Here is a 15,442-nt window from a genome sequence, read left to right as displayed (position 1 = left end):
TCGTGCTGGTCGTTGGTCCGCACCGGGTCACCGCCGGCTCTTCGGGTCGATGGCCTCGCGCATGCCCTCGCCCAGCAGGGTGAAGCCGAGCGCGACCACGATGATCGCGGCGGCCGGGAAGTAGGCCAGCTCGGGCCGGACCTCGAAGTAGCGCTGACCGTCCACGCCGAGCATCAGGCCCCACTCCGCGCGGTTGATGTCGGGGTCGCCGAGGCCGAGGAAGGACAGCGACGCCGCCTCCAGGATCGCGGTGGAGAGCGTCAGCGTCGCCTGCACGATGACCGCGGTCATCGCGTTGGGCAGCATGTGCCGCAGCACGATCGCGCCCCGCTTGACGCCGAGCGCCCGGGCGGCCAGCACGTGGTCGCTCTCCCGCTGGGCGAGCATCGAACCGCGCAGCAGCCGGGCGAAGATCGGCACGTTCACGATGGCCACCGCGAAGATGACCGTCCACTGGCTGGACCGGCTGGCCAGGGCGACCAGGCTGATCGCCAGCAGCAGCGCCGGCAGCGCCAGCATGACGTCGGTGACACGCATCAGGATGTTGTCGACCCAGCCGCCGAAGGCGCCGGCGAGCGCGCCCACCAGCACGCCCAGGGCCAACCCGATCAGCGTGGCGAGCACGCCGACGAACAGGGTCTGGCGGCTGCCGTGGATCATCCGGGACAGGAAGTCGCGGCCAAGCGGGTCGGAGCCGAGCGGGAAGTCGCTGCTGGCGCCGGGGATGTTGTCAACGGTCAGGTTCTTCGTCAACTCGTCGAAGCGCTGGGCCGGGTCGTGCGGCGCGAGCAGCGGCGCGAAGATCGCGACCAGGACGAACAGCGCCACGATCGCCGCGCCGACCATCGCGCTGGGGTTGCGCCGCAGGCGGCGGAACGCGTCGCGGACCAGGCTGACGCCGCCCTTGTCGGCGGTGGCCTGGGCCAACTGCTCCAGCCGGGCGCGCTTGCGCTCGCCGAGCCGGTCGAGGCCGCGGGGCAGGCTGCCCTCGGGCTTCTCGGTGACGGCCGACGGGTCCACGCTCTCGCGCGGTGCGCCCACGGTGGGCCGGGTGATCGGATCGCTCATCGCACACGCACCCTCGGGTCGATGAAGGCGTAGGAGAGGTCGACCAGGAGGTTGACCAGCACGAAGACCAGCGCGGCCAGCAGGATCAGCGCCTGGAGCACCGGGTAGTCGCGACCGCCGCTGATCGAGTCGTAGATCAGCGTGCCGAGGCCGCCCCAGTTGTAGACCCGCTCGGTGAGCACCGCGCCGGAGAGCAGCGCGCCGGTCTGCAGGCCGATGGTGGTGACCACCGGGAGCAGCGCGTTGCGCAGGATGTGCCGGCCGCGGATCGTCTTGTGGCGCAGGCCCTTCGCCTCGGCGGTGCGCACGTAGTCCTCGTTGAGCACGTCGAGCACGCTGGCCCGGGTGATCCGGACGACCACCGCGAGCGGGATGGTGGCCAGCGTGATCGCCGGCAGGATCAGGTGCCACAGCGCGTCACCGGTGGCGTCGAACTCCCGGGTGAGCAGACCGTCCAGCACGAAGAAGCCGGTGACGTCGGTGTTGTCCAGCCCGGTGCTGATCCGGCCGGACGGCGGGAACAGGTGCATGTTCTGGGTGAACACGTCCTTGAGCAGATAGCCCAGGAAGAAGATCGGGATCGAGATGCCGAGCAGAGTTCCGCCGATGCTCAGGTTGTCGAGCAGGCGTCCGCGGTGCCGGGCGGCCAGGTAGCCGAGCGGTACGCCGAGCCCGATCGCGATGATCATCGCGGCGGCGGCCAGCTCCACGGTGGCCGGGAAGGCGCGGCCGATCACCTCGGTGACCGGGTCGCCGCTCCGGATCGAGTTGCCGAAGTCGCCGGTGACCAGTCGCTGCATGAACTTCGCGTACTGCACCAGGATCGGCTGGTCGTAGCCGAGCGCCTTGACCAGCAGCGCGCGTCGCTCCGGCGTGGCCCGTTCACCGAGCAGCGCCTCGATCGGACCGCCGGGCAGGTTCCGCAGCCAGACGAAGACCAGCGCGGACAGCCCTATCAGGGTCACCACCAGTTGGAGCAGGCGGCGAACTATGACTCGCAACATCTCTCACACACCAGATTCTCGGGTGAACAGCGGGTCGGCCCGGGCCGGGAGCGAGAGCCCGGCCCGGGCCGATTCCGCGTGTGGCGTCAGCGGTGGTGCAGCGTCAGCCGACGCTGACGGTGTTGAACCGCTCGTCGGTCAGCGGGCTGGCGACGAGACCCTTGACGTCCTTGGTGACCACGATGGCCGGCGGGGCGTGCCAGACCGGCACGGCCGGCAGCCACTTGGCGGCGATGTCGCGGTTGACCTGCTCCCAGGCGGCCTTCTTGCCGGCCTCGTCCACAGTGCCGTCGGCCTTGCCGATGGCGGCGAACATCTCGGTCATGGCCTGGTCGCCGAACTCGACCTTGCCGCGGCCGAAGAACGTGCCGATGAAGTTGCCCGGGTCGTTGTAGTCACCGGTCCAGCCGAGCAGGTGCAGGTCGTGCTTGCCGAACTGCTGCACGTCGTCCTTGTAGCCACCGTTCCACGGGCGGGCCACACCGTTGACCGTGATGCCGACGGCCTTCAGGTCGTTGGCCAGGACGGTGAAGATCTCCTGCGGGTTCGGCATGTACGGCCGGGACACGTCGGTGGGGTAGTAGAAGTTGAGGGTCAACTTCTCCGCGCCCGCCTCCTTGAGCAGCTGCTTGGCCTTCTCCGGGTTGTAGTCGTACTTCTGCACGTCCGGCGCGTAGCCGAGCACGGTGTCCGGCATGAACTCGTCGGCGACCTTGGTGCCACCCGGGCCCTTGGTCTGGACGAGCTGCTGACGGTTGAGCGCGTAGGCGATCGCCTGGCGCACCCGCAGGTCCTTCAGCTTCGGGTTCTTCTGGTTGATGCCGAGGTAGAGGATGTTGAAGGCCGGACGGTCGAGGACCTGGAAGCCCTCACCGGCCAGCGCCTTGCGGTCGGCCGGGGCCGGGAAGTCGATGCCCTGGACGGTGCCCGCCTTGAGCTCCTGCTTGCGGGTGTTCTCGTCCTTGATGATCTTGATGATCAGCTTGTCGACCTTGGCCTTCTCGCCCCAGTAGTCGGGGTTCCGGTCCAGGGTGATCTCACCCTTGGCCTTGTCCCAGCCGACGAACTTGAACGGGCCGGTGCCGACCGGGTGCTCGTTGGCGAACGCGCTGTACTCGAACGAGTCACCGTTCTGCTTCACCGAGTCGGCGTCGTACTTCTTCAGCGCCTCGGGGCTGGCGATCGACAGCGCGGTGAGCGCGAAGGCGCCCGGGAAGGCGCCCTTGTACTGGTTCATCGTGATGACGGCGGCGCCGTCGTCCTTGGCCTCGCACTTGTTGTAGACCGGGTCGCCGACACCCTCGGCCTCGTTCTTGGCGAAGCCGCCGAACGTGTCCGAGTAGTAGATCATCTGCGACTGGGCGGCGGCGCCCTTCATGTTGAACCAGCGGTCGAAGTTGAAGCAGACCGCGGCCGCGTTGAAGTCGGTGCCGTCGTGGAACTTCACGCCCTTGCGGAGCTTGAAGGTCCAGACCTTGCCGTCCGGGTCGTGCTCCCAGCTCTCCGCCAGGGCACCCTGCAGCTCGGCGGTGCCGGGCTTGTTCTGCACGAGGGTGTCGTACATCTGGCGGATCGGCCGGAACGACTCACCGTCGTCGTTGAAGATCGGGTCGAAGTTCTTCGGGTCCCCGGCACCGGCGAAGACGAAGGTGCCGCCGGTCTTGGCGTCACCACCGCCCTCTTCGCGGTCGCTCTTGGCGCAGCCGGACGCACCGACCGCCAGGGCGGCCACGGCCGCGAGGGCCACGGCCGTTTTCAGCCTGCTCGCCTGCATCTCTCACCTCTGTCATGCGCATGTGTACACGCCGAGCTGTGACTCAGTCCGTGAGCGGGAGGTTATGGCATGTCACACAGAAGAGGAACGGGCGAGGGGCAATCGCTATCAAGCCGACACCTTCCGAGGCCGTCTCACCCAACGGCCTGGTGGTGAGCACAGCGCCCACCACCAGGCCGGGAACTCAGACCGCCCGGCGCCCCTCGAAGGCGCGGCCCAGCGTGATCTCGTCGGCGTACTCCAGGTCGCCGCCGACCGGCAGGCCGCTGGCCAACCGGGTCACCGCGATCCCCATCGGCTTGACCATCAGCGCCAGATAGGTCGCGGTCGCCTCACCCTCGGTGTTCGGGTCGGTGGCGAGGATCAGCTCGCGGACCTCGCCACCGCCCAACCGGGTCATCAGCTCGCGGATCCGCAGGTTGTCCGGACCGATGCCCTCCAGCGGGTTGATCGCGCCACCGAGCACGTGGTAGCGCCCGCGGAACTCGCCGGTCCGCTCGATCGCCACCACGTCCTTCGGCTCCTCGACCACGCACAGCACCTCGTCGGTGCGCCGTGGGTCGCGGCAGATCCGGCACTGCTCGGACTCGGCCACGTTGTAACAGGTCGTGCAGAACCGCACCAGGTCCTTGACCTTGCGCAGCGCGCCGGCCAACCGGTTGACGTCGGCCGGATCCGCCGACAGGACGTGGAAGGCGATCCGCTGGGCGCTCTTCGGGCCGACACCCGGCAGCCGACCCAACTCGTCGATCAGGTCCTGGATGGCACCTTCGTACATCTGCCGGCTCAGAAACCGGGCAGGCCGAGGCCGCCCATCCCGCCCGCGACCGGGCCCATCTTCTTCTCGGTCAGTTCGCGGGCCGCCTCGGCGGCGTTGTGCACGGCCGCGACGACCAGGTCCTCCAGCGTCTCCACGTCCTCCGGGTCGACCGCCTTCGGGTCGATCTTGATCGCCTTCAGCTCGCCGGTGCCGGCGACGGTGGCCGTCACCAGGCCACCGCCCGCGGTGCCGGTCAGCTCCGCCTCGGCCAACTCGGCCTGGGCGTTGGCGATCTGCTGCTGCATCTTCTGCGCCTGCTTCAGCATCTGCTGCATGTTGGGCTGTCCACCTGGGCGCACGGGCCGCTCCTTCTTCGCACTCGTCTGATCGGCCGCGCCCAGCCTAGTCCGGTCGCGGCACCGCTGTTCCGGGTCGACGCGCGCTCAGCGCGCGTCGACCTCGTTGATCCTCTCGGCCCCGAACGCCTCGCGCAGCAGCGCCACCGCCTGCTCCTCGCTGGACTGCCGGGCGGTCCGCTCGTCGATCACCTCGTCCAGCGGCTCGTCGCCCGGGTCGAACCCCTCGTAGGCGGGGGTCGCCGGGGCCGCTCCCCGCTGGCCGGGCCGGATCGGCCCGTCGAAGTCCGGGTCATAGGGCGGCTCACCGGCCCACTCGACGTCCGCGGCCGGCTGACCCGCCTGCGCCGCGCGGGTGCCCTTACCCGGCCCACCACCCGCCGCGGCGGCCGCCGCGGCCCGGGCCGCCGCGATCGCGCTGTTCCGCGGCCCGCCGGCGGCGCCCTTCGCGGACGGCGGCGGCGTGGCCGCCGGTCCGGCCGGCTTCGATACGGCGGGAGTCGCGGTCGCGGTGGCCGTGCCCCCACCCGGACGGGCCGCCGCCGGCCAGTCCTCGGCGCCGCCGGAACCCGCCGCCGTGCCGGTGCCGGCGGAGCGCACCGGCTCCGACCGGTCCGCCGCGCTCGCCTCGCCGCCGGGACGGGCCGCCTCCGGCCAGTCCTCGTCGTCGTCGTCGTCGGCGGCCGGACTGGCCGGCGGGGTGTCGGGCCGTCGCGCAGCGCCGTTCGTGCCCTCGCCCGCATCAGCCCGACCGGTGCCGGCAGCGGACGGACCGGGATCGCCTTGCGAGGCACCCGCCGGACCCGGACCACCGGACCCGACGCCCGCCGCGCCCGGACCACCGGGTCCACCGGTCGAGCCCGGGGCACCGGTCCCGGCTGATCCGCCGGGACGAGGAGCCGGGCCGTCGGGCTCGGCGGCCGGGCCGGATGCCGGGCGGGCCGGGCGCGATCCGCCGAGCGAGGTGCCACCCCGCTCGCCGGCCACCTCGCAGCGGATCTGCCAGCGCCCGCCGAACTCCTCGTAGAGCGCTTCGGCCAGGACCGATGTCTGCGCGGCCATCATCTGGGCGAGCACCGGCGACTTGACGGTCAGCACCAGCGTCTCGCCGTCCACGTCGCGGACCACCGCGTCCCGCATCAGCGCGGCGGCCGGCTTCTTGATCCGGTTGACCTTGGCCACGATGTCCGGCCACACCCGCCGCACCGCGACCGCGTCCAGCGCGCCGGGGCCGGCGGAACCGGGCCGGGGCGGCTCGGGGGTGACCGGGTCGGGCATCACCGCCGAGGCCGGCACGGGCCGTCGGGCCGGCGCTCCGGGGGTGGACCGGTCACCCGGGCCACCGGGCGCCGCGCCGGACCCAGCCGGACCAGCGGAACCGGCGACCGCGTCGACCCCGGCCGGACCGCCGGCCGGGCCGGCGCCGGGGCCGGTGCTCGCACCTGCGGCGGGCCGGTCGTCGGTGGCCGGGGTGGCCCCGGACAGGCCGGTGGGGACGGCCGGGCCGTCCACCGGGTCCGCACCGACCGGGGCTCGCCGGCCGGCAGCCGCATCGTTGGCGGCGCGCGGCGCGGCCGAGGCGGGACGGGAGCCGGCTGCCATGGCGGCGGCCCGGGCGGCGGCGGCACCGGTCGGGGCGTCGGCAGCCGCCGGCGTGCCGGCGGTCTCCGGGTGGATCGCGGCGGCAGCCGCGCCCGGGGCGGAAGGCACCGGGCGTACCTCCTGGGCGGTGCCGGCGTGCCCGACCGGCGGCGGCTCGGTGCCGCCCAGGGTGAGCCGGCGCTCCATCCGCTCCAGGCGCTGGAGCAGGCCGCCGGACGAGTCGTCGACGCCGGGCAGGAGCATCCGGGCGCAGATCAGCTCCAGCAGCAGCCGGGGCGCGGTGGTGCCGCGCATCCCGACCAGGCCGTTGTGCACGATGTCGGCGCAGCGCGACAGCGTGGCGGGACCGAGCCGTTGGGCCTGGGCGGCCATCCGCTCGATCTGGTCGGCCGGACCGTCGATGAGGCCCTTGGCGGCGGCGTCCGGCACCTGCTGGAGCACGATCAGGTCACGCAGCCGCTCCAGCAGGTCGGAGGCGAACCGGCGCGGGTCGTGGCCGGCCTCGGCGACCCGGTCGACGGTCGCGTAGGCGGCCGCGCCGTCGCCGGCGGCCAGCGCGTCGCACATCTCGTCGATCAACGCGGAGTCGGTGACGCCGAGCAGCGCGGCGGCCCGGGCGTAGCCGACCCCCTCCGGGCCGGCGCCGGCGATGAGTTGGTCGAGCACGGAGAGGCTGTCCCGTGCGCTGCCCCCGCCGGCGCGCACCACCAGCGGGAACACCGCCGGCTCGACCTTGACGCCCTCGGCCTCGGTGAGCTGCTCCAGATAGGGCCGGAGCACCTTTGGCGGGATCAGCCGGAACGGGTAGTGGTGGGTCCGCGACTTGATCGTGCCGAGGACCTTGTCCGGCTCGGTGGTGGCGAAGATGAACTTGACGTATTCCGGGGGCTCCTCGACCAGCTTGAGCAGGGCGTTGAAGCCGGCCGACGAGACCATGTGCGCCTCGTCGATGACATAGATCTTGAAGCGGCTGCGGGCCGGCGCGAAGAACGCCTTCTCGCGCAGTTCGCGGGCGTCGTCGACGCCGCCGTGACTGGCCGCGTCGATCTCGATGACGTCGATCGAGCCGGAGCCGTCGGTGGCCAGCGAGCGGCAGGACTCGCACTGGCCGCACGGCTCGGGCGTCGGCCCCTGCTCGCAGTTGAGCGAGCGGGCCAGGATCCGGGCGCTGGAGGTCTTGCCGCAGCCGCGTGGACCGGAGAAGAGATAGGCGTGGTTGAGCCGCCCGCTGCGCAGCGCCTGCGACAGCGGCTCGGTCACGTGCTCCTGACCGATGATCTCGGCGAACGTACGGGGCCGGTACTTGCGGTAAAGGGCCAGTGCCACCCGTCCCGCCTCCTCTCGACCGAGCCATTCTGCGCCGGTCGGCCGCCGGTGACCACCCACCACCCCGTGACCTGACCCGCAGCGACGCTACCGGGCCCCGGAGACAGAAAGGCCCCCCGTGCACCCGTCAGAGCCCGCTTATCCTTGCTGCCTTCCGGCCCTGGGGAGGTTCACGAGATGCACGCCGCACGGGGGGTGCCGCCAAGACTACCCGAAGCCGTGTGGATCTTCCGGGAGGGTGGGGTGGCCCGCCGTCGCGGGACCTGTATCCTGGCTCGCGGAGGATTCGCCTAGAGGCCTAGGGCGCACGCTTGGAAAGCGTGTTGGGTTTACACCCTCACGAGTTCGAATCTCGTATCCTCCGCAGTCGAAGAAGGGCCGGCACCCCGCGTGCCGGCCCTTCTTCGTTCCCGCGCCCCCTCTTGACCGGTTCACAAACCTTCCCGTTCGACGTGAGTTCGACGGGGATTGACAAAGTTAACCGGTTAAGAAGACCATCGTGGATATCTTCGCCGGGTCGGCCGCCGGAAGGGCAACCGACGGCCCGACCCGTCCGGGCGGCGAGGGCTCCCCGCAACCATCACCCCACGGGAGTTCCTCATGATCCAGCGCACCCGCACACGGGCGTGCCTGGCCGGGGCGGCGGCAGCCGTCACCGCGCTGGCCACCGCCCTCGTCACCACGCCACCCGCCCAGGCCGCCGCCGGCGCCTGCTCGGTGACCTGGCAGGTCACCAACGAATGGAGCGGCGGCGCCACCACCAACGTCACCATCACCAACACCGGCGCCACCGTGAACGGCTGGACGCTGGGCTGGGCGTTCCCCGGCAACCAGGTGATCGGCGACATGTGGAACGCGACGAAGACCCAGTCCGGCGCGAACGCCACCGCCACGAACGTCTCCTACAACGCGGGCCTCCCGGCCGGCGGCACGGTCAGCTTCGGCTTCAACGTCACCTACACCGGGTCGAACGCGGCCCCGACCGCGTTTACGCTCAACGGCGCGAGCTGCGGCGACACCACACCACCCAGCCCGACCGGCAGCCCGAGCCCGACCGGCAGCCCGAGCCCGACGGCGAGCCCCGACCCGACCACCACCCCCAGCGGCAACCTCGCGCTCAACCGACCGGTCACCGCGTCGTCCACGGAGAGCCCGCACGCCGCCGGCCAGGCGGTCGACGGCAACGGCGGCACCCGCTGGTCCAGCCTCTACGCCGACCCGCAGTGGATCCAGGTCGACCTCGGCGCCACGTACCCGATCAACACGGTGCGGCTGCGCTGGGAGGCCGCGTACGGCAGGGCGTACCAGATCCAGACCTCGACGGACGGCACCACCTGGACCTCAGTGTTCAGCACCACCACCGGCGACGGCGGCACCGACGACGTGACGCCGGCCGGCGCCAGCGGCCGGTACGTGCGGATGTCCGGCACCGCCCGCGGCACCGCCTGGGGTTACTCGCTCTACGAGTTCGAGGTGTACGCGGTGAAGCCGCCCACCCCGCCCGGCCCGGACTGCGGCCAGGCCCCGGCCGACCCGCAGGCGAACTCGAAGGCCCGCAACCTGATCTGCTACCTGCGCACGCACACCTACGTCAGCGGCCAGACCGACCTGCCGGACGCGGACCGGGTGCAGCAGTTGACCGGCCGCTATCCGGCGATCGTGGCGTTCGACTTCATGGAGTACACCCAGGGCAGCATCCAGACCCAGCAGGAAATCGACTGGGCCAAGGCCCGCAACGGCATCGTCGCGTTCCAGTGGCACTGGTACTGCCCGCGCGGCGGCAACTACTCCGCACCCTGCGACTTCCAGCCCGACCTGAACAACCCGTCGTCGAAGCTCTACCAGGACATCGACCTGGTGGTGCGGGAGCTGAAGAAGATGGGCGACGCCGGCGTGCCGGTGCTGTTCCGCCCGCTGCACGAGGCGAACAACAACTACATGTGGTGGGCGAAGAAGGGCCAGGACGCCTACAAGCAGCTCTGGCGGCTGATCTACCAGCGGGCCCAGCTCGCCGGCGCGCACAACATCGTCTGGGTGTTCAACGGCATGGCCAGCGGCCAGGGCACCTCGCTGGCGTCCTGGTACCCGGGCGACGGCTACGTCGACCTGGTCACCTCCGACTACTTCCAGAGCAGCGGCGACTTCGCCACCACCAAGGCGGTCAGCGGCGCCAAGACCACCGGCGTGGCGGAGACGTTCAGCCCGCTCAACCCGAACTCCGACCCGGCCTGGCCGTACTTCGTGGTCTGGGCGTCGCGCGACTGGAACGGCAGCGGCAAGGACGTGGCCGGGCTGTGGCGCACCGCGATGGCCAACCCCAGGACCATCTCGATCGACCAGCTTCCCGACATGTCCGCGTGGTGACGACCTGATCGCCAGGGGGCCGGCCCGTCGAGGGCCGGCCCCCTTCCCGCGTACGCGGACACTGGCGTCATGGCCGACGGACGGCGAGCCGGCCGAGGCGCGTTTCGTCGCACTCGACGACGCGCAAGGGCTGCGTCGCCCGTACCCCTGGCTGCGGTTGCGTCACGCGGTGGCCGCGCTCGGCGACGGACGTCCGAGGTATCTCGTCGGCGGCGCCCCGGCGTGACGTCAGCCGCGACAGCGGGTCCAGCGCCGCGCCCGGTCGGATCCGGACGCTCAGCCTGTCGACGGCGGTCCGAGCGCCGTAGCGTTCGGTCAGGTCGCGTACTTCGATCACGAGGACGACGCCAGGCACCGCGCCGGGGAGCGGTAAGCCGGAAACCATCCGACCTCATCCGAGGGTTTTCCACCCCGGGCGGCGGGCTACCGTTCCAGGACGGCACCAGGATCCACCGTCGTACACATGTTCTATCCACAGGCTGTGGATGCCGAGAGGATCGGATGAGTTACCAGCTCAGCGCCGTGGTCGCCGACATCGAGCTGTTGCGCGAGCAGACCGCCGACCTCGATCACGCGGTGCTGGCCGCGCTCCGCCAGGACTTCGCGCTGCTGCCGGTCACCCCGCAGCTCGTGGAGGAGCTGACCGGCAGCCCGCCGGACTTCGCCGCCGACGAGCCGTGCGCCGTGCGTCCGTTCCGGCTGGTTCTCTCGCCGCCGCTGGCGGAGACGCTGGCCCGCTGGTCGAGGCGCGGGCCGGTGGCATACCTGGAGGCGGAGTTCGCCGGCGGGCTCGGCCACCAGGCGGCGGTGGCGTGGCTGGACGGCGAGGTGAGCTGGGGGCCGCGCCACGACGGCGTCCTGGACCGACCGCGCGTCGAATGGCCGATCAACGCGGCGCTGGCCCGACTCGGTGTCGAGCCGGGCGCGTGGCTCGACCCGTTCGCCGAGTTGGGCCTGCATCTGGAGCGGGACACGGCCGGCTGGCTGGCGCACGGCCGGCGCGGGCTGTCCGCCGACTATTGGGACGATCTGGCCGACGAGTGGGAACTGCGCCAATCCGGCCCGCACCAGCAACCTCTTCGCCCCGGCCCCGTTGGGGACTAGGGGATTACATGAAATTGCGACAATTCGTCTTTATCGCCACGCTGCTCGCCGCCGCTTCCGTCGCCGGGAGCGGCGTCCATCCACAGGGGTCGGACATCCCGGCCCGCCCGGTCGGCTCCGCCGAGGTGGTCGGCCTGGACGGCCTGCGCAACGCGGAGTTCGGCGCCACCGAGGAGGACCTCACCCGGCGCGGCCTGCTGCGCACCGACGAGGAGGCGTGCGGGCCCACGCTCGCCGGGCACGGCTCGGTCAGCCCGATCTTCGTCGACGACCGGCTCGTACTGCTCTGGCTCGACGACCCGATGACCACGCCGGAGGGCATCGGCGCGGGCACGCCGATCGCCGAGGCGCGCGCCGCGTACCCCGACACCGTCGCGCTGCCGGCGCCGCCCGGCAGCCACCGCTTCGCCGGGCTGCTCGCCCGCGCCGGCGACCGCGCCTACCTGTTCCTGCACGACGGCGTCACCGTCCGCAAGATCATCGCCGGGTACGCGAACTGGGCCCGCCGCTTCTTCGACGAGGGCTACGGTCCCTGCTGACCGGAGATGTGACCGATCCGGCGTCCCGACCAGTCCTAAAGAGGGAAGCCATCGGAAACAGGAGCGAGCTGTGGACCAGAACCTGCACGTGCTCTTCGAGCGGGCACTCGGCGCCGGACCCGCGCCCCCGACCGGGGAACTGGCCCGGGAGGCCATGGTGGCGGGCACCGCGCTGCGGCGCAGGCGTGGCCTGCTCGCGGGCGGCGCGACGGCCGGCCTCGTCGCGATCGCCGCCACCCTGGTCGCCCTGAACCTGACACCGACATCCCCGGAGCCGGTGCCACCGGCGGCGATCGGAGCACCAGAGCCGTCCACGGACCCCGCGTGCAGCCCCCAGATGCGACGCGAGCCGGTCGACGCTCGGATCTTCCTGCGGCAGGACGTCACCGATCAGCAGCGCCTCGACCTGCGCGCTGCGCTCCAGTCGTACCCGCCGGTGCGGCGCGTGACGTTCCAGGGTCACGACGAGGCGTACGCCAGGTTCAAGGAGTCCTACCAGGACAACCCGGATCTGGTCGGCTCAGTGGAACCGGAGCAGCTTCCCGAGTCCTTCCAGGTCGAGCTGGTGCGGACGGCGGACTACGCGCGGCTCGCGGCGAAGTTTCGCGACGCGAGCGGCGTGGACCAGATCGCGGCCAACCCCTGCGCGTTCCGCACCGGTTCCGGGGAGGGCGAGTGAGCAGCGGGCAGGTCGACGTCTGCGCCCCGCCGGCCGCCGAACGTCAGCCCGGCCCGCTGGCCCGGTGGAGAATCGCCCGCCGACGCGAGCGTGACGTCCAAGACGAGGACTTCAGCGCGTTCGTCGCGGCGAGCGCGCCCCGACTGAGACGCACCGCCTACCTCATGTGCCGGGACTGGCACCTCGCCCAGGACCTGACCCAGATCACGTTCACCCGCATGTACGCCTCCTGGGGTCGCATCCGGCAGAGCGCGAACCTCGACGCGTACAGCCGACGGGTGCTCGTGAACGCCCTCTTCGACCAGCGGCGACGGCGCAGCGGCACCGAGGTGGTCTGCGCGGAGCCGCCCGACCGTTCGGAACCGGAGCCGAATCCGGAACTGCACGTCGCGCTGATGACCGCGCTGGCGACGCTGCCCGTCCGGGACCAGGCGATCGTGGTGCTGCGGCACTGGGAGGACCAGAGCGTCGCCGCCGTCGCCAAGATCGTTGGGCTGTCCGTCTCGGCGGTGAAGATGCGCGACGCCCGGGCGTTGGGCCGGATCCGCGCGCTGCTCGGCGAGGACTTCACCGGGAACTGACCCCGTGGACACGGAACGCCCGGTGTGACCCGCACGGGTCACACCGGGCGTTCTCGCTGTTCACGAGCGGTGGCGGCGGGATTTGAACCCGCGGAGGGCGTAAACCCTCACACGCTTTCGAGGCGTGCTCCTTAGGCCACTCGGACACGCCACCGCCGACGAGGGTACAGGACCACCGGTACGGACGCCGAACCGGTATCCCGCCGGCCGGCCTGGCAGGATCTTTGCCATGAGTACGCACATCGGCGCTGAGCCGGGAGAGATCGCCGAGCGGGTCCTGATGCCGGGCGACCCGCTGCGGGCCAAGTGGATCGCGGAGACCTACCTCGAGGAGGCCCGCTGCTACACCACGGTGCGCGGGATGCTGGGCTTCACCGGGCGGTGGAACGGCGTCGACGTCTCCGTCCAGGGCTCCGGCATGGGCATGCCGTCCGCCTCCATCTACGCGCACGAGCTGATCAACGACTACGGCGTGAGGACACTGATCCGGGTCGGCTCCTGCGGCGCCCTGACCGAGGACCTGCAGTTGCGGGACGTGGTGGCGGCCATCGGCTCGTCCACCGACTCGAACATGAACCGGATGCGCTTCGACGGGCTGATCGACTACGCCCCGGTGGCCGACTTCGGGCTGCTGCGCACCTCGGTGGAGGTGGCCGAGCGGCGCGGCATCACCATGCGGGTCGGCCCGATCCTGGCCGCGGACGCCTTCTACACCGACCGGCCGGACCTGTACGACACGCTCGCCGACTACGGCGTGCTGGCGGTGGAGATGGAGTCGGCGGCGCTCTACACCATCGCGGCCCGGTTCAAGGCCCGCGCGCTGACCATCCTGACCGTCAGCGACCACATCAAGACCGGTGAGAAGACCACGTCGCAGGAGCGTGAGCAGACGTTCGGCCAGATGGTCGAGATCGCCCTGGACACCGCTGTCGCCTGACCCGCCGTCCCGTCTTCCGCCCGCCCCCGTCACCGCCCGGTGCCGGGGGCGGCGGTTCGTTGAGAAGGGGCCCCTTCTCTACCGGAGGCGTTAACAGGGGGCCCCTCCTTATCTGAAGAACGCGCGCAGCAACGCCGCGCTCTCCGCTGCGAGGACGCCGCCGTACACCTCCGGGCGGTGCGGGAGGCGACGGTCGCGCAGCACGTCCCAGAGCGAGCCGACCGCGCCGGTCTTCGGCTCCCACGCCCCGAACACCACGGTCGGGACGCGGGCCAGCGCGATCGCCCCGGCGCACATGGTGCACGGCTCCAGCGTCACCACGAGCGTGCAGTCGTCCAGCCGCCACCGGCCCAGCCGCCGCGCGGCGCGGCGCAGCGCCAGCACCTCGGCGTGGGCGGTGGGATCGCCGGTCAGCTCCCGCTCGTTGCGCCCGGTCGCCAGTTCGGCGCCGTCGGGGCCGTAGAGCACCGCGCCGACCGGCACGTCATCGGCGCCCTCGTCGGGCGGCCCGCCGTCCGGGCCGGTCACCGCGACCTGAAGCGCCCGGCGCATCCACAGCTCGTGCCGCTGCCGGCGGCCCGGCGGGCCCGGGTCGGCCAGCCCTTCGGTGGCACCGGGGCCCGTCCGGGGCGACCCGGGTGTGTCCAACGTCGGGTCGGTCGCGTCGGCCGGCTCGGCGGCGCCTGGTGCCACGGACTCGCCGGGCTCAGACCTCACGCAACTCCTCGACCTCGTCCACGCAGCCGAGCACCTGGCAGATCTCGGCCGTCACGTCGGCCGGCATGTTGCCCTCGTGCGCGCAGAGCGCGAGCAGCTTCTGTGCCGGGATGCCCAGGTCGGTGAGGAGGTCGGCGTCGCCCACCGGGTCGGCTTCCGGGTCGACGGCCGGCTGCTCGCTCTCGTCGTCGCCGCCGGACGGTCGCGGCTCGTCGACGTCCTCCAGCCCGGTGACCGACGTCTTCAGGTCGCCCACCAGCAGCGCGCCCAGCCGGGACTCCTCCGCGTACGCCGAGTCGGACCCGAAGACCCGCAGGTCCTCCCCCTCGTCCAGGCGCAGCACCACGAGGTAGGTGTCGTCGGCCTCGACGAAGAGCAGGGAGAGGTCCGCGTCCGGCTCGACGTCGCGCAGCCGGTCGGCCACCTCCTCGACGTCGGTGACACCCCGCAGGCTCACCTCGCCGGCGGTCCAGCCGCCGTCGACGCGCGCCACGGCAGCAGCGAAGTACGACACGGTCCCCCCAAACTGGCCTCGGCAGCACGCCGACACGTCACGCGATGCACGTTAACCGGTCGGGTCGGCAGGCGACCGGTCAACGCCCCGTAAGGGGCCGGCCGTTCCTGGAGAAAG

At 71.8% G+C, this 15,442-nt stretch carries 14 protein-coding genes, 2 tRNA genes and 1 other RNA gene; 7 read left to right on the top strand and 10 right to left on the bottom strand.

Going from position 1 to position 15,442, the window contains the following annotated elements:
• Positions 1-27: 27 nt before the first annotated feature.
• The 7 genes from O7618_RS27325 to ffs all read right to left on the bottom strand — a co-directional run bounded on the left by O7618_RS27325 (position 28) and on the right by ffs (position 8,088).
• Positions 28-1,068 (bottom strand): ABC transporter permease, encoded by a 1,041-nt coding sequence (locus tag O7618_RS27325; protein WP_278109006.1) that lies wholly within the window; start codon positions 1,066-1,068, stop codon positions 28-30.
• On the bottom strand, positions 1,065-2,072 hold the full coding sequence (locus O7618_RS27320) for an ABC transporter permease (protein ID WP_278109005.1): 1,008 nt from the start codon (positions 2,070-2,072) through the stop codon (positions 1,065-1,067). Before O7618_RS27320 ends, O7618_RS27325 begins: the two co-directional genes overlap by 4 nt.
• Before the next feature lie 103 nt (positions 2,073-2,175).
• Positions 2,176-3,846, bottom strand: a complete 1,671-nt coding sequence (locus O7618_RS27315) for an ABC transporter substrate-binding protein (protein WP_278109004.1) — start codon at positions 3,844-3,846, stop codon at positions 2,176-2,178.
• A 184-nt stretch (positions 3,847-4,030) separates the two neighbouring features.
• Complete coding sequence (gene recR / locus O7618_RS27310; RefSeq protein WP_013289050.1) at positions 4,031-4,624, bottom strand: recombination mediator RecR; 594 nt, start codon at positions 4,622-4,624, stop codon at positions 4,031-4,033.
• Between the two features lie 8 nt (positions 4,625-4,632).
• Positions 4,633-4,941, bottom strand: coding sequence for a YbaB/EbfC family nucleoid-associated protein (locus tag O7618_RS27305; protein ID WP_269694699.1), 309 nt, complete (start codon positions 4,939-4,941; stop codon positions 4,633-4,635).
• Positions 4,942-5,049: 108 nt separating this feature from the next.
• Positions 5,050-7,890 carry a DNA polymerase III subunit gamma and tau gene (locus O7618_RS27300; RefSeq protein WP_278109003.1) on the bottom strand — a complete coding sequence of 947 codons (2,841 nt, stop codon included), beginning with the start codon at positions 7,888-7,890 and terminating at the stop codon, positions 5,050-5,052.
• Positions 7,891-7,997: 107 nt separating this feature from the next.
• Positions 7,998-8,088: signal recognition particle sRNA small type (gene ffs, locus O7618_RS27295), an RNA gene on the bottom strand.
• Between the two features lie 81 nt (positions 8,089-8,169).
• Between ffs and O7618_RS27290 the strand changes: the two genes are divergently transcribed.
• The 6 genes from O7618_RS27290 to O7618_RS27265 all read left to right on the top strand — a co-directional run bounded on the left by O7618_RS27290 (position 8,170) and on the right by O7618_RS27265 (position 13,157).
• Positions 8,170-8,254, top strand: a tRNA-Ser gene (locus O7618_RS27290).
• Positions 8,255-8,490: 236 nt separating this feature from the next.
• Positions 8,491-10,254 (top strand): glycosyl hydrolase, encoded by a 1,764-nt coding sequence (locus O7618_RS27285; protein WP_278109002.1) that lies wholly within the window; start codon positions 8,491-8,493, stop codon positions 10,252-10,254.
• Positions 10,255-10,755: 501 nt separating this feature from the next.
• Positions 10,756-11,358 carry a hypothetical protein gene (locus tag O7618_RS27280; RefSeq protein ID WP_278109001.1) on the top strand — a complete coding sequence of 201 codons (603 nt, stop codon included), beginning with the start codon at positions 10,756-10,758 and terminating at the stop codon, positions 11,356-11,358.
• Between the two features lie 8 nt (positions 11,359-11,366).
• Positions 11,367-11,897 (top strand): hypothetical protein, encoded by a 531-nt coding sequence (locus tag O7618_RS27275; protein ID WP_278109000.1) that lies wholly within the window; start codon positions 11,367-11,369, stop codon positions 11,895-11,897.
• A 70-nt stretch (positions 11,898-11,967) separates the two neighbouring features.
• Positions 11,968-12,576 (top strand): permease-like cell division protein FtsX, encoded by a 609-nt coding sequence (locus O7618_RS27270; protein WP_278108996.1) that lies wholly within the window; start codon positions 11,968-11,970, stop codon positions 12,574-12,576.
• Positions 12,573-13,157 carry a SigE family RNA polymerase sigma factor gene (locus O7618_RS27265; RefSeq protein WP_278108995.1) on the top strand — a complete coding sequence of 195 codons (585 nt, stop codon included), beginning with the start codon at positions 12,573-12,575 and terminating at the stop codon, positions 13,155-13,157. Before O7618_RS27270 ends, O7618_RS27265 begins: the two co-directional genes overlap by 4 nt.
• A gap of 67 nt (positions 13,158-13,224) precedes the next feature.
• On the opposite strand, the gene O7618_RS27260 is transcribed toward O7618_RS27265, so the two are convergent.
• A tRNA-Ser gene (locus O7618_RS27260) sits at positions 13,225-13,311 on the bottom strand.
• A gap of 75 nt (positions 13,312-13,386) precedes the next feature.
• Between O7618_RS27260 and deoD the strand changes: the two genes are divergently transcribed.
• The gene (deoD, locus tag O7618_RS27255) at positions 13,387-14,094 is read left to right on the top strand and encodes a purine-nucleoside phosphorylase (RefSeq protein WP_278108994.1); all 708 of its coding nucleotides are present in this window, start codon (positions 13,387-13,389) and stop codon (positions 14,092-14,094) included.
• A 108-nt stretch (positions 14,095-14,202) separates the two neighbouring features.
• On the opposite strand, the gene O7618_RS27250 is transcribed toward deoD, so the two are convergent.
• Positions 14,203-14,646, bottom strand: a complete 444-nt coding sequence (locus tag O7618_RS27250; RefSeq protein ID WP_278110167.1) for a nucleoside deaminase — start codon at positions 14,644-14,646, stop codon at positions 14,203-14,205.
• 154 nt (positions 14,647-14,800) lie between these two features.
• Positions 14,801-15,325: a tRNA adenosine deaminase-associated protein gene (locus tag O7618_RS27245; protein ID WP_278108993.1), complete on the bottom strand. Its 525-nt coding sequence runs from the start codon at positions 15,323-15,325 to the stop codon at positions 14,801-14,803.
• Positions 15,326-15,442: the final 117 nt, after the last annotated feature.

Source organism: Micromonospora sp. WMMD980 (assembly GCF_029626035.1).
GTDB lineage: Bacteria > Actinomycetota > Actinomycetes > Mycobacteriales > Micromonosporaceae > Micromonospora.
The sequence above is the reverse complement of the archived record's forward strand: the minus strand, read 5'-3'. Positions and strand labels throughout refer to the sequence as shown.

Coding starts and splice junctions, on each gene's coding strand:
- O7618_RS27320 (WP_278109005.1), bottom strand. CDS start 2,072: ATGTTGCGAGTCATAGTTCGCCGCCTGCTCCAACTGGTGGTGACCCTG.
- O7618_RS27250 (WP_278110167.1), bottom strand. CDS start 14,646: ATGCGCCGGGCGCTTCAGGTCGCGGTGACCGGCCCGGACGGCGGGCCG.
- O7618_RS27325 (WP_278109006.1), bottom strand. CDS start 1,068: ATGAGCGATCCGATCACCCGGCCCACCGTGGGCGCACCGCGCGAGAGC.
- O7618_RS27285 (WP_278109002.1), top strand. CDS start 8,491: ATGATCCAGCGCACCCGCACACGGGCGTGCCTGGCCGGGGCGGCGGCA.
- recR (WP_013289050.1), bottom strand. CDS start 4,624: ATGTACGAAGGTGCCATCCAGGACCTGATCGACGAGTTGGGTCGGCTG.
- O7618_RS27305 (WP_269694699.1), bottom strand. CDS start 4,941: ATGCAGCAGATGCTGAAGCAGGCGCAGAAGATGCAGCAGCAGATCGCC.
- O7618_RS27275 (WP_278109000.1), top strand. CDS start 11,367: ATGAAATTGCGACAATTCGTCTTTATCGCCACGCTGCTCGCCGCCGCT.
- deoD (WP_278108994.1), top strand. CDS start 13,387: ATGAGTACGCACATCGGCGCTGAGCCGGGAGAGATCGCCGAGCGGGTC.
- O7618_RS27315 (WP_278109004.1), bottom strand. CDS start 3,846: ATGCAGGCGAGCAGGCTGAAAACGGCCGTGGCCCTCGCGGCCGTGGCC.
- O7618_RS27280 (WP_278109001.1), top strand. CDS start 10,756: ATGAGTTACCAGCTCAGCGCCGTGGTCGCCGACATCGAGCTGTTGCGC.